Annotated in this window: 12 protein-coding genes; 8 read left to right on the forward strand and 4 right to left on the reverse strand. The window is 56.6% G+C overall.

Going from position 1 to position 19,764, the window contains the following annotated elements:
• Window positions 1–60 precede the first annotated feature (60 nt).
• The 5 genes from C1A08_RS05440 to C1A08_RS05460 all read left to right on the forward strand — a co-directional run bounded on the left by C1A08_RS05440 (window position 61) and on the right by C1A08_RS05460 (window position 10,728).
• Window positions 61–1,866 carry a hypothetical protein gene (locus tag C1A08_RS05440; protein ID WP_257937049.1) on the forward strand — a complete coding sequence of 602 codons (1,806 nt, stop codon included), beginning with the start codon at window positions 61–63 and terminating at the stop codon, window positions 1,864–1,866.
• A 38-nt stretch (window positions 1,867–1,904) separates the two neighbouring features.
• Entirely contained in the window at window positions 1,905–3,713 is a 1,809-nt protein-coding gene (locus C1A08_RS05445) for a hypothetical protein (protein WP_101571918.1), read from the forward strand.
• 27 nt (window positions 3,714–3,740) lie between these two features.
• On the forward strand, window positions 3,741–5,561 hold the full coding sequence (locus C1A08_RS05450) for a hypothetical protein (protein WP_257937050.1): 1,821 nt from the start codon (window positions 3,741–3,743) through the stop codon (window positions 5,559–5,561).
• 77 nt (window positions 5,562–5,638) lie between these two features.
• Window positions 5,639–7,453 (forward strand): hypothetical protein, encoded by a 1,815-nt coding sequence (locus C1A08_RS05455; protein WP_228385739.1) that lies wholly within the window; start codon window positions 5,639–5,641, stop codon window positions 7,451–7,453.
• Between the two features lie 17 nt (window positions 7,454–7,470).
• Window positions 7,471–10,728 carry a glycosyl hydrolase gene (locus C1A08_RS05460; RefSeq protein WP_101571920.1) on the forward strand — a complete coding sequence of 1,086 codons (3,258 nt, stop codon included), beginning with the start codon at window positions 7,471–7,473 and terminating at the stop codon, window positions 10,726–10,728.
• A gap of 95 nt (window positions 10,729–10,823) precedes the next feature.
• Here the strand turns inward: C1A08_RS05460 and C1A08_RS05465 are convergent, their stop codons facing one another.
• From C1A08_RS05465 to C1A08_RS05480, 4 genes are all read right to left on the reverse strand, one after another.
• Window positions 10,824–12,647, reverse strand: coding sequence for a hypothetical protein (locus C1A08_RS05465; protein WP_101571923.1), 1,824 nt, complete (start codon window positions 12,645–12,647; stop codon window positions 10,824–10,826).
• Between the two features lie 77 nt (window positions 12,648–12,724).
• On the reverse strand, window positions 12,725–14,005 hold the full coding sequence (locus C1A08_RS05470; RefSeq protein WP_101571925.1) for an MFS transporter: 1,281 nt from the start codon (window positions 14,003–14,005) through the stop codon (window positions 12,725–12,727).
• 36 nt (window positions 14,006–14,041) lie between these two features.
• Window positions 14,042–15,106, reverse strand: coding sequence for an aldose epimerase family protein (locus tag C1A08_RS05475; RefSeq protein ID WP_101571927.1), 1,065 nt, complete (start codon window positions 15,104–15,106; stop codon window positions 14,042–14,044).
• Between the two features lie 22 nt (window positions 15,107–15,128).
• Window positions 15,129–16,043, reverse strand: a complete 915-nt coding sequence (locus C1A08_RS05480) for a nucleotidyltransferase family protein (RefSeq protein ID WP_172970724.1) — start codon at window positions 16,041–16,043, stop codon at window positions 15,129–15,131.
• 264 nt (window positions 16,044–16,307) lie between these two features.
• Here C1A08_RS05480 and C1A08_RS05485 point away from each other — a divergent pair, with 264 nt between their 5' ends.
• The 3 genes from C1A08_RS05485 to rseP are packed head-to-tail and all read left to right on the forward strand — an operon-like array spanning window position 16,308 to window position 19,755.
• Complete coding sequence (locus C1A08_RS05485; RefSeq protein WP_055203539.1) at window positions 16,308–17,183, forward strand: murein hydrolase activator EnvC family protein; 876 nt, start codon at window positions 16,308–16,310, stop codon at window positions 17,181–17,183.
• A gap of 54 nt (window positions 17,184–17,237) precedes the next feature.
• Window positions 17,238–18,392, forward strand: coding sequence for a 1-deoxy-D-xylulose-5-phosphate reductoisomerase (locus C1A08_RS05490; protein ID WP_055202783.1), 1,155 nt, complete (start codon window positions 17,238–17,240; stop codon window positions 18,390–18,392).
• Window positions 18,393–18,423: 31 nt separating this feature from the next.
• On the forward strand, window positions 18,424–19,755 hold the full coding sequence (rseP, locus tag C1A08_RS05495) for an RIP metalloprotease RseP (RefSeq protein ID WP_101571929.1): 1,332 nt from the start codon (window positions 18,424–18,426) through the stop codon (window positions 19,753–19,755).
• The last annotated feature ends 9 nt before the right edge of the window (window positions 19,756–19,764 follow it).

Here is a 19,764-nt window from a genome sequence, read left to right on the forward strand (position 1 = left end):
GGCAGAAAATGTTGTGTTTGCAACAAAAACCAAACCGATCGGGTGTCCAAACGACTGATTATGAAAACCTATCTGCTTTGTGTCACGCTATGCGCGGGAATCTGTCTCGCACTTGCCGGCAACACGGCGGCCCAATCCGTAAACAGCGATTTCTGGGCGGCGACCGATGCGCTCGGACGCAAAGTTCGGGAATACGGGGAAACCGGGGAACGCAAAAAAGATAAGTTCGTCGCCATGTTCTACTGGACGTGGCACATCTACGACATGCCCCCGGGCAGCCAGGTCAACAACACGACCGAGATACTCCGCGAACACCCGGAAGCGATCCGCTCGTTCGACGATCCGGCCTGGAATAATCCGGGCCGGTACTACTGGGAGCAACCCCTTTTCGGATACTATAAAACGACCGACCCGTGGGTGTTGCGTAAACACGCCGAGATGCTGGCCGACGCAGGGATCGACGTCGTTTTTTTCGACTGTACGAACCTGACACTGACCTGGAAAGAATCCTACGACGTACTGATGGAGGTATGGTCCGAAGCGCTAAAAGACGGCGTCAAAGCCCCGAAGATCGCATTCATGCTGCCGTTCGGTTCGCCGGAATACGGCGGCCCGCAGTTGCACATGCTCTACGAAGACATCTATAAACCGGGACGGCACCGGGAACTGTGGTTCGTCTGGAAAGGAAAGCCGTGCATCATGGCACGGCCGGAAGACCTCGGCGATACGCCTGAAGACCGTGAAATCGCCGATTTCTTCACCTTCCGTCCCGGACAGCCCGACTATGTGAACGGCCCGCAGCGAAAAGATAACTGGGGATGGCTGGAGCTCTACCCGCAGAACGGATATGCGCCGCTACCGGAAGGAGGTTACGAAGAAGTGCCCGTCGGAGTGGCCCAAAACGCCTGTTTCGCCAGCGGAGGCCGTTTTTGCTCTTTCAACGAGCCGGAAACTTTCGGGCGGAATTTCAGTATGCTGAAAGGATTCGACCCGCGCGTGGACGGCTATCTGTACGGATGGAATTTCCAGGAGCAGTGGAACCGCGCGCTTGAGCTCGACCCGGAACTGGTGTTCGTCACCGGATGGAACGAATACATCGCCGGCCGAGTCGCCGATTGGCCGCCCCACAGGCCTTATTATATGGGATTCCCCGATCAGTACGACTGGAATTGCAGCCGCGATATCGAGCCGAACGCCGGATGGGGCGACAAAGGAGACGTATATTACCTGCAACTGGTCGACAACGTCCGAAAATTCAAGGGGATGACTCCGCCCGAAAAGGCTTCGGCGCCCCAAACGATCAAGATCGGCAAAGCCGACGGATGGGACGACGTGGCTCCCTACTTCGCATCGTACAAAGGCAATACGATGCACCGGCGGCACAAAGGATACGGAGGAAACGTTTATGAAAATAATTCGGGCCGCAACGACATCGTCGGCGCAAAAGTGGCACGCGACGCCGACAACGTCTACTTCTACGTCGAAACCGCCGACAAACTGACCCCGGCGACCGACCGCAACTGGATGATGCTGCTGATCGACGTCGACCGCGACAAAGCGACCGGATGGAACGGATACGACCTGATCGTCAATCGCACCAGTCCGCACGGAAAAAAAGCCGTGATCGAAAAGAACGTCGGCGGACGATGGGAATGGGAAGCCGTCGGCGAGAGCAAGTTCGCCGTCAACGGCAACAAGCTCGAACTGGCTATCGCAAAGCAACTGATGAACCTCACGGGCGACGACGTCGATATCGAATTCAAATGGAACGACAACATGCAGGAAAACGGCAACATCATGGACTTCTACGTCAACGGAGACACCGCGCCCGGAGGACGGTTCAACTATGTTTATACCACGAAATAACCCATTCAAAATCTAACCCTAATAAAATCCAACAAACCATGAAAAACCTAACTTGCCTCGGACTTCTTCTCGGAATATGCTGCCTATGGGCGGCCGGCGCGCCGGCGCAAACCGTCAACAGCGACTCGTGGGCGGCGACCGACGCGCTCGGACGCAAGGTGCGCGAATACAAGGAAGCCGGCGACAAGAAAAAAGACAAACTCGTAGCGATGTTCTATTGGACGTGGCATACCGACTTCGTCGCGGACGGAGACGGAAAACCGGTACAGAATATCACCGAAACGCTCCGGAAATACCCTGAAGCGGCTTTCGACTACAACCACCCGGCCTGGAAGCACGGAACCTGTTTCTGGGAACAGCCCCTCTTCGGCTACTACCGGACGACCGATCCGTGGGTGCTGCGCAAACACGCCGAAATGCTGGCCGACGCAGGAGTCGACGTCGTATTTTTCGACTGTACGAACGGTTCCTACACCTGGAAATCGTCCTACGATGCGCTGATGAAAGTCTGGGATCAGGCCCAGAAGGACGGCGTGAACGTGCCGAAAATCGCTTTCATGCTGCCGTTCGCCCCGCTTCCTGCTTCGCAGGTATCCATCCGGCAGTTATACAACGATATTTATAAGCGGAAACGCTACGAAAACCTGTGGTTCGTGTGGCAAGGAAAACCCTGTATCATGGCTTATCCCGAATCGTTGTTGGACACTCCCTCGGATCGTGAAATCGCCGAATTTTTCACGTTCCGGCCCGGACAACCCGACTACGTGGACGGCCCGAGCCGCAACGACCAGTGGGGATGGCTCGAAAACTATCCGCAGCACGGTTACGTGAAGGGACCCGACGGCAAATTCGAACTGGTTACTGTCGGAGTCGCGCAAAACGCTACCGCCGAGAACGGAGGACATGCTTACGCGTTCAACGCGCCCAAAGCCTTCGGCCGCAGTTTTTCGATGCAAAAAGGATTCGACCCGCGCGTGGACGGTTACCTGTACGGATGGAATTTTCAGGAACAGTGGAGCCGCGCTTTCGAACTCGACCCGCAGATCGTATTCGTTACCGGATGGAACGAATTCACTGCCGGGCAACACGAGAACTGGCCGCCCAGCAAGCCCCATAAACCGTTCGCATTCCCCGACCAGTACGACTGGAATTGCAGCCGCGACATCGAGCCGAACGCCGGATGGGGCGACAAGGGCGACGTATACTATATGCAACTGATCGACAACGTCCGAAAATTCAAAGGCATGACGCCTCCCGAGAAAGCTTCGGCTCCCAAGACGATCGAGATCGGCAAAGCGGGCGAGTGGGACGACGTGGCGCCCTATTTCGCTTCTTACAAAGGAAATACGATGCACCGGAACCACAAAGGACACGACGACACGCACTATACGAACAACACCGGCCGCAACGACATTGTCGGAGCGAAAGTAGCCCGCGACAAAGACAACCTTTATTTCTACGTCGAAACAGCCGACAAACTGACCCCGTCGACCGACCGCAACTGGATGATGATGCTGATCAACGTCGACCGCGACAAAGCGACCGGATGGAACGGGTACGACCTGATCGTCAACCGAGTCAGTCCGCACGACGGCCTGGTCGTGATCGAGAAGAACGTCGGGAACCGTTGGGAGTGGGAGAAAGCCGGGGAAAGCCGGTTCGCCGTCAACGGCAACAGTCTCGAATTCGCCGTAACGAAGGCCCTGATGGGACTCTCCGGAAACAGGGTAGACATCGAATTCAAATGGAACGACAACATGCAGGACAACGGCAATATTATGGACTTCTACGTCAACGGAGACACCGCGCCCGGAGGACGGTTCAACTACGTATATACCGCGAAATAAATCTTTGCCCGCAAAACGCCCGACCCTATGAAAACCTCAATCAAAATCGGTCTGTCGCTCGGAATGCTCCTGCTGCTGGCAACGGCGGCGGCAGGACAAGCCGTCAACAGCGATTCGTGGGCCGCGACCGACGCGCTCGGACGCAAAGTTCGCGAATACAAAAATGCCGGCGACAAGAAAAAAGACAAGTTCGTCGGGATCTTCTATCTGACCTGGCACATGGGTCGTAACGACACGACCTCGCAAGTCAAAAACATCACCGAAATCGTCCGGCAGCACCCCGAAGCGATGAAAGATTACAACCATCCGGCCTGGGGAACTTCCAAACCGGGCATCTTCTTCTGGGACGAACCGTTGTTCGGATATTACAAGACGACCGACCCGTGGGTGTTGCGCAAACACGCCGAAATGCTGGCCGACGCAGGAATCGACGTCGTTTTCTGCGACTGCACCAACGGGACGCTGACTTATTCGGATTCGTACGAAGCGCTGATGAAAACCTGGGATCAAGCGCAGAAAGACGGCGTAAAGGTGCCTAAAATCGCCTTTTTACTGCCGTTCGGAGCCGTGCCGAACTCGCTCGTATCGCTCAGGCAACTTTACAACGACGTCTACAAACCGGGGCGTTACGAAAATCTGTGGTTCCGCTGGAAAGGCAAACCGTTGATCATGGCCTATCCGGACAACCTGACCGACTCGCCCGAAGACCGGGCCATCGCCGATTTCTTCACATTCCGCCCCGGGCAGCCCGACTACGTAAACGGCCCGTTCCCGAACCGGAACGACCAGTGGAGTTGGCTCGAAATCTACCCGCAGCACGGCTACGTAAAAGGGCCCGACGGCGGATTCGAGCAGGTCTCGGTCGGTTTGGCCCAAAACACTTCGTTCGCATTCAAAGGACATTGCAACGCATTCAACACGAAAGAGACGTTTGGGCGGAACTTCAGTATGCTGAACGGGTTCGATCCGCGCGTGGACGGATACCTGTACGGATGGAATTTCCAGGAGCAGTGGAACCGCGCCTTCGAACTCGATCCGGAACTGGTGTTCGTCACCGAATGGAACGAATTCATCGCCGGACAATGGCTGCCCGAACACGGATGGGACGGCTTCCCGTTCTCGTTCGTCGATCTGTTCGATTCGAATCACAGCCGCGATATCGAACCGAACAAAAGTTGGGGCGACAAAGGAGATGCCTATTACCTACAGTTGGTCGACAACGTCCGAAAATTCAAGGGGATGACTCCGCCCGAAAAGGCTTCGGCGCCCCAAACGATCAAAATCGGCAAAGCCGACGGATGGGACGGCGTGGCTCCCTACTTCGCATCGTACAAAGGCAACACGATGCACCGGGATCACTACGGTTATTGCGACCGCTACTACACGAACAACACCGGCCGTAACGATATCGTCGGCGCGAAAGTGGCACGCGACGCCGACAACGTCTACTTCTACGTCGAAACCGCCGACAAACTGACCCCGGCGACCGACCGCAACTGGATGATGCTGCTGATCGACGTCGACCGCGACAAAGCGACCGGATGGAACGGATACGACCTGATCGTCAATCGCACCAGTCCGCACGGAAAAAAAGCCGTGATCGAAAAGAACGTCGGCGGACGATGGGAATGGGAAGCCGTCGGCGAGAGCAAGTTCGCCGTCAACGGCAACAAGCTCGAACTGGCTATCGCAAAGCAACTGATGAACCTCACGGGCGACGACGTCGATATCGAATTCAAATGGAACGACAACATGCAGGAAAACGGCAACATCATGGACTTCTACGTCAACGGAGACACCGCGCCCGGAGGACGGTTCAACTATGTTTATACCACAAAACCGAAGTAAGTAAACATTGATAATACAGGATCGACACAGACAAAACAATCACCATCAAAACCTAATTTTAATAAAACCTACAAGAAATGAAATTCTTAACCAAATTTACTGTGGCGCTCGGAACGGTCTGCTTGATCGGCGGAAGCGCTTTCGGACAAACTGTCAACAGCGATTCGTGGGCGGCGACCGACGCGCTCGGACGCAAAGTCAGCGAATACAAGGATGCCGGCGACAAGAAAAAGGACAAGTTCATCGCCATGTTCTACTGGACATGGCATCAAGGCAATGACGACACCACCTATCAGGTGAAGAATATCTCCGAAATCGTCCGCAAATACCCCGAAGCGATGAAGGATTACAACCATCCGGCGTGGGGCGACAAACGTCCGGGCTTTTTCTTCTGGGAACAGCCGTTGCTGGGTTACTACAAAACGACCGACCCCTGGGTATTGCGCAAACACGCCGAAATGCTGGCCGACGCAGGCGTGGACGCCGTATTCTTCGATTGCACGAACGGCAGTCTTACCTGGGAGGATTCGTACGAAGCGTTAATGAAGACCTGGGATCAGGCGCAAAAGGACGGCGTAAACGTGCCGAAGATCGCTTTCATGCTGCCGTTCGGCCCGGCTCCGCACTCGCTGGTATCGCTGCGCCAACTCTACAAAGACGTTTACAAACCGGGGCGTTACGAAAACCTGTGGTTCGTGTGGAAAGGCAAGCCCTGTATCATGGCTTATCCGGACAACCTGACCGATTCGCCCGAAGACCGGGCGATCCGCGATTTTTTCACGTTCCGGCCCGGACAGCCCGACTACGTGGACGGCCCGTTCCCGACGCGCAAAGACCAGTGGAGCTGGCTTGAAATCTATCCGCAGCACGGCTACATAAAAGGGCCCGACGGCGGGTTCGAACAAGTTTCGGTCGGCGTGGCCCAGAACACCTCTCCCGACCGCAAAGGACACTGCGGAGCCTTCAACGTGAAAGACGCTTACGGACGGAATTTCAGCGTACTGAAAGGATTCGACCCGCGCGTGGACGGATACCTGTACGGCTATAACTTCCAAGAACAGTGGAGCCGGGCGTTCGAACTCGACCCGGAACTGGTATTCGTCACCGGATGGAACGAATTCATCGCCGGACAATGGCTACCTGAGCACAGTTGGAACGGCTTCCCGTTCTCGTTCGTCGACCAATACAACTGGAACTGCAGCCGCGATATCGAACCGAACGCCGGATGGGGCGACAAAGGAGACGTATATTACCTGCAACTGGTCGACAACGTGCGTAAATTCAAGGGAATGAACGCTCCTGAAAAAGCTTCGGCCCCCAAGACGGTCAAGATCGGCAAGGCCGACGGATGGGACGACGTGGCTCCCTACTTCGCATCGTACAAAGGCAACACCATGCACCGCGACCACCGCGGACGGTATGACCAGTACTACACCAACAATACCGGCCGCAACGACATCGTCGGAGCGAAAGTGGCACGCGACGCCGACAACGTCTACTTCTACGTCGAAACCGCCGACAAGCTGACCCCGGCGACCGACCGCAACTGGATGATGCTGTTTATCGACGTCGACCGCGACAAAACGACCGGATGGAACGGATACGATTTCATCGTCAATCGCACGAGTCCGCACGGTAAAAAAGCCGTGATCGAAAAGAACGTCGGCGGACGATGGGAATGGGAAGCCGTCGGCGAGAGCAAGTTCGCCGTCAACGGCAACAAGCTCGAACTGGCTATCGCAAAACAACTGATGAACCTCACGGGCGACGACGTCGATATCGAGTTCAAATGGAACGACAACATGCAGGAAAACGGCAACATCATGGACTTCTACGTCAACGGAGACACCGCGCCCGGAGGACGGTTCAACTATGTTTATACCACGAAATAAATCATCCATAAAATTTTATGAAAAAAAATCTTTTTAAACTTTCCGCCTGCGCTTTGGCAGGAGCCGCGCTGGCCGCCTGTTGCGGAACAGGGGCGTCGGGTCCGCAACACGTTTCCCACGAAGCGCTCGCTTCGGGATTCGTAACCCCGCCCGACTCGATCCAAACCAGCGTTTACTGGTATTGGATTTCGAACAACATTTCGAAAGAAGGCGTTATCAAAGACCTCGAGTCGATGAAAAAAGCCGGAATCAACCGCGCGTTCATCGGCAACATCGGCCAGGACGACGTACCCTACGGCAACGTGAAAATGCTCAGCGAAGAGTGGTGGGACATCCTGCACGCCGCGCTGAAAAAAGCGACCGAGCTGGACATCGAAATCGGAATCTTTAACTCTCCGGGCTGGAGTCAGTCCGGCGGCCCGTGGGTAAAAGCCGACCAGGCGATGCGTTATCTCGCTTCGTCGGAAACGCGCGCCAAAGGCCCGCAAAAGTTTAACGCCAAGCTCGTACAGCCGACCGACTCTTTCCAGGACGTACGCGTCATCGCTTACCCGGTGCCGAAAGACGACCAGCTCACGCTGAACGCGTCGAACGGGACGATCACCTCGACGCCGAAAGTGGCCGACCTGACGAAGATCACCGACGGCGACCAGAAAAGCGGAATCGCCATCCCGAAGGGCGGCGAAATTACGATCGACCTGAAAGCCAACGCTCCGTTTACGGCGCGCAGCCTGACCGTAAAACCCACCGAGCACCCGTTGGGCGCACAAGGCGAGTTGCAAGTTAAAGAAGGCGACAACTACCGCACGCTGTCGAAATTCGACATCAACCGCACGAATACCGCGCTGAACGTCGGATTCGACCAATTCGCACCGGTGGTCGTATCGATCCCGGCCACGACCGGAACCGATTTCCGGGTAATCATCAAAGGCGCCAATGCAGGCAGCGGCTTGGCCGAAGTGGCTCTGGCAGCCGCTCCGCGCGTAGAACGCTTCAGCGAAAAGACGCTGGCGAAGATGCACCCGACTCCGCTGCCGTACTGGAAAGACTATCAATGGCCGGTACAGCCCGCTGTGGAAGACGCCGCGCTGATGGTAGATCCCGCGAAGGTACAGGACATCTCGCAATACCTGGCTGCCGACGGCACGCTGACATGGGATGTTCCGGAAGGCGAATGGGTAATCCTGCGCATGGGTATGACTCCGACCGGGACGACCAATTCTCCCGCCGCGCCCGAAGCGACCGGTTATGAAACCGACAAAATGAGCCGCGAACACATCGCCAGTCATTTCGATGCTCACATGGGCGAAATCCTACGCCGCATCCCGGCCGAAGACCGCAAGACGTTCAAAGTCGTGGTGCAGGACAGCTACGAAACCGGCGGACAGAACTTCACGGACGGCATGATCGAAGAGTTCAAGACCCGCTACGGTTACGACCCGACCCCCTACTTGCCGGTATACAACGGCATCGTAGTGGGCAGCGAAGAGGCCTCCGACCGTTTCCTGTGGGACGTGCGCCGGATGATCGCCGACAAGGTCGCTTATGATTACGTGGGCGGCCTGCGCGACGTCAGCCATCAACACGGGCTGCATACCTGGCTCGAAAACTACGGTCACTGGGGCTTCCCCGGCGAATTCCTGATGTACGGCGGCCAGTCCGACGAGATCGGCGGCGAGTTCTGGAGCGAAGGCGAACTGGGCGACATCGAAAACCGCGCCGCTTCGTCCTGCGGCCACATCTACGGCAAGACGAAAATCTCGGCCGAATCGAACACCTGCGCCGGCAATTCGTACGCCCGTTACCCGGGCGTGATCAAACAGCGCGGCGACCGTTTCTTCGCCGAAGGCATCAACAACACGCTGCTGCACGTCTACATCACGCAGCCGGACGACCGGCTCCCGGGCGTCAACGCCTGGTTCGGCAACGAATTCAACCGCCACAACACTTGGTTCTCGCAGATCGACAACTACCTCACGTACCTCAAGCGCGCGAACTTCATGCTGCAACAGGGTCTGAACGTAGCCGACGCAGCCTATTTCATCGGCGAAGACGCTCCGAAGATGACCGGTATCGTCGACCCGGCCCTTCCGACCGGCTACCAGTTCGATTACATGAACGCCGAAGTGATCGAAAAGTACATGGACGTGAAAGACGGTAAGATCACGTTGCCGCACGGTACGCAATACCGCATCCTGGTGCTGCCGAAACTCGAAACGATGCGTCCGGAACTGCTGGCCAAGATCAAAGAACTGATCGAGAAAGGCGCCGTCGTGATGGGCCCGGCCCCAAGCCGCTCGCCGAGCCTGCAGAATCAGCCGGCCGCCGACCAGCAGGTGAAAGCGATGGCCGCCGAAATCTGGGGCGACGTGGACGGCGTGAACGTCAAATCGCGCAAACTGGGCAAAGGCATGATCCTAAACGGCATGACGATGGAAGAAGCCTTCGCCACGATCGACTGCATCCCCGACCTCAACATTCCGGAAGGCGCGCCGGTACACTACGGACACCGCACGCTGGACAATGCCGAAATTTATTTCGTAAGCAACCAGAGCGACGAAACGATCGTCGTTACGCCGGAATTCCGCGTAACCGGTATGCAGCCCGAACTGTGGGCCCCGACCACCGGCGTGATACGCAAACTGCCCGCTTACGAGCAGAAACAGGGCGCTACGGCCGTTCCGCTCGAAATGGCTCCGTACGAAAGCATGTTCATCGTGTTCAAGGACAAAGCGGGTGCCGCTTCGTCGACCGACGTGGCAGCCAACTTCCCGGTTCCGGCCCAGATCGCCGATCTGAAAGGCCCGTGGACGGTCGATTTCGCCGACAAGATACGCGGCCCGCAAGAACCGGTCGTATTCGAATCGCTGACCGACTGGTCGACCAACGCCGACGACAAGATCAAATATTACTCCGGTACGGCCACCTATAAGACCAACTTCAAACTGGACAAAGCCCCGACCGACGAGAACATCCTGATCAACCTGAACGACTTCGTGGCCATGGCCCGCGTGAAGGTCAACGGACAGGATGCCGGCGGCGTATGGACGGCTCCGTATGAACTGGACATCACCGACTTTGTCAAAGAAGGCGACAACGAACTGGAAATCGAAGTGGTAAACACTTGGGTGAATCGCCTGATCGGCGACCAAAAACTGCCCGAAGCACAACGCACGACATGGACGCCGTGCAGCCCGTGGACAGCGGATTCCCCGCTGCAAAAGGCAGGTTTGATGGGCCCCGTCGTTATCGAGAGCGTTACCTACGAAAAATAGACGGAACACTGCCGGATAATCGTTTCCGGAATTAAAAACCGGGTCGGACTTCAGTCCGACCCGGTTTTTTAATGGAACACGCTTTACGAAAACCGTTAGCGATTCTGCCCGGCACGCTCGTCGTAAACAAAATTGAACCGGCCGCCCGGGGCCGCATCGCCGTTCACGTAAAAATCCATGATATTCCCCTCTTCCTGCATGTTGTCGCTCCATTTGAATTCGATGTTCAGCGACTTTCCGAACTCACCGAGCAACAAACGCGGTATCCGAATCTCCATCCGGTTGCCGTCGACGGCATAATCCGCCTCCGCGGCGCGCTCCCAATTCCAGCCGTCGCCGCTATGGCGGGACAATACGGATTTGCCGTCCTGCGGCTTTTCGTAGTTCAGCACGAAATCGTACCCCTCCCATCCGGTCGCTTTGTCACGGTCGACGTCAATGAACAGCATCATCCAGTTGCGGTCGGTCGACGGGGTCAGCTTATCGGCGGTTTCGACGTAAAAATAAACGTACCTGCGATCGCGGGCCACTTTCGCGTCCACGATGTCGTTGCGCCCGGTCGTATTGGTATAAAACATGTTCGCATGACCTTTGTGATTCCGGTGCATCGTATTGCCCGGATAATGCCTGAAATCGGGCGATACGCCGTCCCAACCGTCGAAACGGCCGATCCGGAAGCTCCGGGGCTGCGACACCGCCTGCGACTCCGAAACGCCCTTGTAACGGCGGATATTGTCGACCAACTGGATGTAATAGGCATCGCCCTTATCGCCCCACGCCTTGACCGGTTCGATATCGCGGCTGCGTTCCCAGTCGAACTGATCGGGGAATGCAAACGGATAATAGGGGCGGGCGGGATGCCAGCCGATGTGCTTCCCGGCGATGAATTCGTTCCAGCCGGTAACGAAAATCAGGTCGGGATCGCACTGCAGCGCATAATCCCACTGCTCCTGGATATTCAATCCGTACAGGTAAGCATCCTCGCGGGTATCCTGCCCGCGCTGTTGGGTATAACTGCGCCCGTAAGTTCCCGGCGCATTGAAAGCACAGCAGTGGCCGCCGCTGGCATCGTTCGCATTTTGCGCCACGCAGACCACCATCTCTTCGCAGCCGCCGTCCGGACGTTCGACGAACTTATGCTGCGGATAGGTTTCGAGCCAACCCCACTGGTCGGGACGCCCGGGGCCGTCCACGATGTCGGGTTGACCGGGACGGAACGTGAAAAAATCGCGGATCGTCCGGTCTTCGGGCGAATCGGTCAGGTTGTCCGGATAAGCCATGATACAGGGTTTGCCGTGCAGGTAAAACCAAAGGTTTTCGGCCCGGCCCGGCTTGTAAATATCCTCATAAAGCTGGCGCAGCGAAACGAGCGACCGATCCACAGGCCCGAACGGCAGCATGAACGCGATCTTCGGCACATTCACGCCGTCCCCCTGCGCCTTCGTCCAGACGTCGATCAATACGTCGTACGAAGATTTCCAGGTAAGGGAAGCGTTCGTACAGTCGAAAAACACGACGTCCACACCGGCATCGGCCAGCATTTCGGCATGTTTGCGCAGCACCCACGGGTCGGTCGTCTTGTAATACCCCAGCAGCGGCTCGTCCCAGAAATAAGAATTTCCGCCGATATCCCAGGCGGGGTGGTCGTAATCGTCGATCGCCTCGGGATGTTCGCGGAGAATCTGCGTAATGTTGCCGATCCGCCGGTAGTCGGTAATCGGACTGGTGTGCCACGTCCAGTAAAACATCGCCACTTTGCGGTCGTCTCTGCGGGCGCGGGTCTGTTCCCGCCCGGGCAAAGCGCGGCCGAGACCGTCCGTCGCGGCCCACTGGTCGCTCTCGACCGCCTGTGCGGACGACCTTTCCGACCAAAAAACCAGAGCGGCCGCCACGATACTTATAAAAAATAATTTTCTCATCGTTCTCGAAAATAGCGGAGGGCGGCTATGGCCGCCCTCCCGATTTTACTTTTTTTAAATATCTCCGGACAGCGGAATTATTCGACCGGAATGTCCTTGTTCACGTTTCTGGAACCGACTTGGGCGTAATACAGGATGTAAGCCAGAGCGACGATAATCACCCAGAAACTGGCCAGGTAACCGAAACCGTCTGCAACGGCGCCCTGGATCAACGGCAGAACACCACCGCCGCATACCATCACCATGAAAATGCCGGACGCGGCGGCCGTATATTTACCCAGCCCCTCGACGGCCAGGTTGAAAATATTACCCCACATCACCGAGGTGCACAACCCGCAAAGGATCATCAACATGATACCGATCGGCACTTCAGCCAGACCGAACGAGATATCGGATTTGAACACCGGCATGTTGACCGTCGTCGACAGCGGCAGGAAGATCGCCAGCAGGATCAGCAGGATGCCCAGCGAAGAAACGAACGTCAGCATGGATTTGCTGGAAAATTTCGCACCCAGCGACGCGCCGGTCAAACGGCCGATCAGCATCAGGAACCAGTAGGTTCCGGCGATCGTCCCGGCGACCGTCGTATCGATAGCGAGACCGCCCTTATCGACGCTCTGCGTCATAAACAGGTTCGCAAAGTTGGCGATCCCGACTTCGACGCCCACGTAAAAGAAAATCGCCAGCGTTCCGAGAACGAAATGGCGGAACGAAAACGGACTGTGTTTCTCTTTTTCCTTTTTCGCGGTCACCAGATGCGGTTCCGGAATCTTCACGAACGAAAGTACGATAAACGCCAGCGCGAAAATTCCCATCGCCAGGAAAAGCGCCGGGTTGGCCTTGCTGATCGAGGCGCTGTATACGTCGCCCATCAGGTAGCCGACCAGCACCGGTACGATCGTAGCGCCGATCGAGTTGCACGAACCGCCGAACTGCACCAGCTGGTTCCCGCGATTACCTCCGCCCCCGAGCGTATTGAGCATCGGGTTTACCACGGCGTTCAGCATACACATCGAAAAACCGGATACGAAAGCGCCGATCAGATAGACGGTAAAACTTTCGACCTGTCCGGACAGGAAAGAAATCCCTACGCCGACGAAACCGACGACAATGGCCGTAAGAGCCGTCTTCTTATAACCGATGCGTTGCAGCATGATACCCGCCGGAATACCCATGCAGGCGTAAGCGATGAAGTTGGCGAAGTTTCCCAACTGCGACATCCAGTTCGGTACCTGGAACTGTTCCTTCACGATAATGCCCATCGGGTTCTGAAGCCCCGTAACGAACGCGATCATGAAGAAGAGCGCGAACATCATCGCTATCGGCAATGCGTAACTCTTTTGTTTAGTTGATTCCATCCTTATCTATTTTAGGTTAATAATTGGCTCTGCGGATTAATTCGCATCCGTTTCGAAACGGAAGACGATTTTCTCGTTATAGATCTCCCCGGGACGCAATACGGTCGACGGAAAGCCGGGGCAGTTCGGACTGTTCGGATAGGCCTGGCACTCGATCGCCACGCCGGCGCGGCGCCCGTACGGATGGCCGCTGATACTTTGCGGACAGCCTTCCAGATAGTTTCCGGCATAGATATGGATCGACGGCTGGGTCGTCCGGATCCGCATCCGCCGTCCGCTCTGCGGGTCGTACAGCACGCCCGCTTCGGAAAGTTTTCCCTTTTCATACCCGTCGATCGCCCAGCTCTGGTCGTAACCGGAACCGAAACGCAGCGGTTCGTAATCGGCGTCGATCTCCGCGGACAGCGCTTTCGGTTCGCTGAAATCCATCGGCGTGCCTTTCACGTCGACCAACTCGCCGGTACAGACGCAGTCGGCGTCGTAGCGCAAGTATTTCGATCCGTTGATCTGAAGCAACTGATCCATCGCGCCCGGCCGATCCTCGCCTTTGAGGTTAAAATAGGAGTGATTCGTAAGGTTGATAATAGTAGGAGCGGTCGTCTTGGCGTAATAGGTAATCTCCAGCTCGCAATCGTCGCTCCAGTCGTAAACGACCTCGGCGTTCAGGTCGCCCGGATACCCCTGGTCGCCGTCGGGACTGAACAGCGAGAAAACGACCCGGTCGGTCTCCACGCGGCTCTCCCAAATTTTGTTCGCAAAGCCGTTGATGCCGCCGCCGTGCGTATGGTGCCGCCCTTCGGAGCAGTTCGCCGACAATCGGTACTCCACGCCGTCCAACGTAAATTTCGCTCCCCGGATCCGGTTGGCGAACCGGCCGACCGTTTTCCCCATGCACGGCCCGTCGCCGAAATAACTTTTGAAATCGTCGTAACCGAGGGCCACGTTCGCGAGCCGGCCGTCCCGGTCGGGAACCTCCACCGATACGACCGTCGCGCCGATATTGGTCAACTTCACGGATGCGCCGCCCGCATTGGTCATCTTGTAAAGGACGATCGCTTCGCCTTCGGCGGTAAAACCCCAGATATTCTGTTCTATTTCCATCGTTTCGAGCGCTTTTGCGGGACTATGCCCAGAGTTTGTCGGGATAAACCCCGGCGGCGATCAACTTGCGGATCCGTTCGACGACGGCCGGGCGGTCTTCCTTGTAGGTTACGCCGAACCACTGGGCCGCGCTGTGCAGCACCCGCAACTGAGCCTTTCCGTCGGCAACCAATTTATTGACCATCGTCGGAATGTAAAATTCGGATTTCGGATTCCCGATATTGTCTTTCAGGTAGGCGCTGAAAAAATCTTCGGAATATTTGAAATAATCGGGCGTAAAACCGAACATGTTCATCGATACCAGCGTATCCCCGGCCAGCGGGAACACATTGCCCTTTTCGTCCTCGTAAACGATCTTGTCTTCGCGGCGCTCGATCTTCGTCCGCTCGACCATCGAGGTCAGGTTGCCGTTGCTATCGACGCTGCAGATGCCGCGCGATACGGACCCATAATCGGACAGCGTGTTTTTCAGTTCGTAACCGACCATGCAGTAATGGTTGCGCTGCGCGGCCACGCTGCGTAGGTAATCCGCGATGGTCTTATAAGCTTCCGCCCCGTAAAAGTCGTCGGCGTTGATCACGGCGAAAGGCTCCTCGCGGATCGTATCGGCGGCCATCATCACCGCATGGTTCGTCCCCCACGGCTTTACGCGGTCGGCGGGCACCGTAAACCCGGCCGGCAATTTATCCAGTTCCTGAAAAACGAAATCGATCTCGATCTTACCCCCGAAACGTTCCGGCGTGAACATCTCCCGGAACTCCTTTTCGAACAGGTGACGGATCACGAAAACCACGCGGCCGAATCCGGCGCGGATGGCATCGTAGATCGAATAGTCGATAATGGCCTCTCCGCCCGGCCCCACGCCGTCCATCTGTTTCAACGAACCGTACCGGGATCCCATTCCCGCAGCCAATACCAAAAGTGTAGGTTTTACCATGTTTTTGTCGTCTTTTTAAATCTTCGTTTCGGCCGCGGACGCATCGTCCCGCATCGGAAATACCGCCGCCCCGGATCGGAAAACAGGACGGAAAGCGGGTATCCGCGTCCAAACGCTACGCAAATTTACACTTTATAACTTATTTTCAAAATCGATTCCTCCGAAAAAACCGTCTGTCAAATAATCTTTGACATATTTTCCCCGTTCTGTCATTACCCGAGGGAAATTATTATCTTTGTAGGTCGAATTATGCATAAAAGTTCCATGAACTTCAAAACGAGCGTTTCATACTTCATACGGAACCTGCGCGAGAAGCACCGTCTCAGCATCCGGAATCAGCATAACGATTCGGAGGTTTGGTATATGTATATCAGCCCGTTGAACCTGCTGGCCGGCTTTCTGGCGCTGGTGCTGATCCTGTTTATCGTCATCACGATCACCGTGGCCTACACGCCGGTGCTGGACCTGATTCCCGGTTATCCGGGCAACAAGTCGCGGACGATGCTGATCGAAAACATCATCCGGCTCGACTCGTTGGAACAAGAAGTGCGCAACATGCAGATATACAGCGATAACATTGCGCTCATCATGGCGGGCAAAAATCCCGTCACACGAAATAACGTGCAAAGTTCCGACTCACTGTCGAAAAAAAACGCGGACGCGGCGGCGACCATCGTCGAGGACTCGCTGCTGCGCAGGCAGATGGAGACCCCGGGCGGCATTTATAGTCTGAACGATCCGGACGCGGCGCGCAAGAACCTGCGCAGCGCGATGGAACTCTATACGCCGGTCAAAGGCGTCGTCACCGAAAAATTCAGCCCGATCGACAACCGGTACGGAACGACGCTCGCCACCGCAGGCAACCAGCAGGTGATGGCGGTGATGGACGGAACGGTCGTCTCGTCGTCGTGGACGCCCGAAGACGGCTTCGTGCTGTTCATCCAGCACGGAGGCAATATGCTATCGGTTTACCGGCATAACACCAGCGTACTGAAAAAGGCGGGGGAACGCGTATCGAGCGGCGAGATCGTCGGTTACACCGGCGGCGAAAAATCCGCAGGCGGCGGACAGAACCTGTTCGAGTTCGAACTGTGGCATAACGGAACGCCGATCGATCCGGAAGGATACATCGTTTTTTAAACTATTTTAAATGAAGACGACGGAAAACCCGACACGGTTTTCCCTTTAACGGAAATGACACAAAGCAAACAGCGATTAGCCGTTCTCGGCTCGACCGGTTCGATCGGAACCCAGACGCTCGATATCGTCAGGCGATACGGCGACCGGTTCGAAATAACGACGCTGTCGGCCCACAGCAACTGGAAAAAGTTGGTCGAACAGGCCGTCGAATTCACCCCCGACAACGTGGTGATCGCCGACAAAACTCATTATACCGCCGTGCGAGACGCGTTGGCGGACCATCCGGTCAAAGTATACGCGGGCAGCGATGCGCTCGAACAGGTCGTCTGCTCGGAACAGGTCGACACGGTCGTCATGGCCCTGGTCGGTTACAGCGGGCTGTTCCCGACGGTCAGCGCGCTGAAACACGGCAAAAAAGTCGCGCTGGCCAACAAGGAGTGCCTGGTCGTGGCCGGAGAGATCGTCACCAGGCTGTCCGCCGAACACCGGGCTCCGATCATTCCGGTCGACTCGGAACATTCGGCCATTTTCCAATGCCTGACCGGCGAACATTCGGCGGTCGAAAAGGTGATCCTGACCGCATCCGGCGGCCCGTTCCTGCACCGCCCGGCCGAAGAACTCGAACGGGTCAGCGTCGAAGAGGCGTTGAACCACCCGAGCTGGTGCATGGGCGCGAAAGTCACGATCGACTCCGCCTCGCTGATGAACAAGGGTTTCGAGGTGATCGAAGCGCGCTGGCTGTTCGGACTGCGGCCCGAACAGATCGACGTGGTCATCCACCCGCGCTCGGTAATCCACTCGATGGTACAGTTCGGCGACGGAGCCGTCAAGGCGCAAATCGGCACGCCGGACATGCACCTTCCGATCCAGTACGCGCTGACCTTTCCGCAGCGGTTGCCGCTGCAAGGCCCGCGGATCGACTTCTGTAAGTTGGGATGCCTCGAATTTTTCGAACCCGACCCGATGCGCTTCCCGAATCTCGCGCTGGCGTTCGAATGCCTGCGGCGCGGCGGCAATGCCGGAGCCGTGCTGAACGCAGCGAACGAAGTGGCCGTAGCGGCATTCCTCGACCGGAAAATCCGCTTCACCGACATCGCCCGGATCAACGAAGAGACGCTCGGCCGGACGACGCTGCGCGAATGCGTTTCGCTGGAAGAGTACCGCCGCACCGATCGCGAAGCGCGGCAAACCGCCCTATCGATATTATAAATTCAAAATACTCACGTTAGTACGATAAAACATGGACATTCTGATTAAAATTCTGCAATTCATACTCAGTTTCTCGCTGCTGGTCATCATCCACGAATTCGGGCACTTCCTGTTCGCGCGGCTGTTCAAGACGCGCGTCGAAAAATTCTACCTGTTTTTCAACCCGTGGTTCTCGCTTTTCAAGTTCAAAAAGGGGGGCACCGAATACGGTATCGGCTGGATTCCGTTCGGCGGCTACGTGAAAATCGCCGGGATGATCGACGAGTCGATGGACACCGACCAGATGAAACAGCCCGTCCAACCGTACGAGTTCCGGGCGAAACCGGCCTGGCAACGATTGCTGATCATGGTCGGCGGCGTGCTGATGAATATCCTGCTCGCCGTATTCATCTACATCGGAATGAGCTATACGTGGGGAAAGACCTACCTCGACAACAAGGACGTCAAATACGGCTACGTCTACAACGATCTGGCCCGGGAAATGGGTTTCCGCAACGGCGATAAGATCGTCGACATCGACGGCGAAGCGGTCGAAGACGCCGGAGCGATCTGGCAGACGATCGTGATCGACCAGGCGAAAACCGTCACGGTCGACCGCGACGGACAGCGCATCCGGATCGACATTCCGGAAGAAGCGATCGCCCAGTTGCTCAAATCGCCCGATTTCGCGACGGTACGGATCCCGTTCGTGGTCGGAGAGACGGTCGCCGGCGGTCCCGCCGCCCAGGCCGGACTGCTCGCCGGGGACACGCTGGTGTCGTTCAACGGCGAATCGATGCGCTACTTCGACCAGTACCGCCAGGCTTTCGAGACGTACGCATCCGACACGGTCACGCTGGGCGTGATGCGCGATTCGGCGGGAATCACGCGGCTGATTACCCTTCCGGTCAAAGTTTCCGAGAAAGGGACGATCGGCGTCTATCCGGTATCCCCGGCCAGCCTGCTCGCGCTGAGCACGCACCGGTACAATTTCTGGCAGGCGATCCCGGCCGGTATCCAACGGACGGGCAGCGAAATCAGCAGCTACGCCAAGCAAATCAAACTGATGTTCACACCGAAGACCGAAGCCTACAAATCGCTGGGAGGCGTGATCGCCATCGGCAACATCTTTCCGAACTACTGGAGCTGGGAGCAATTCTGGCGCATCACGGCATTCCTGTCGGTCGTTCTGGCTGTCATGAATATCCTGCCGATTCCGGCGCTGGACGGCGGACACGTATTGTTCCTACTGGTCGAAGTAATCACCGGGCGACGACCGAGCGATAAATTCCTCGAACGGGCGCAACTCTTCGGCATCATCATCCTGTTCGCGCTGCTGATCTACGCGAACGGCAACGACATTTACCGCTTCTTCATCAAATAAACCGTTCCG

This window comes from Alistipes sp. cv1, assembly GCF_900240235.1.
Lineage (GTDB): Bacteria > Bacteroidota > Bacteroidia > Bacteroidales > Rikenellaceae > Alistipes_A > Alistipes_A hominis.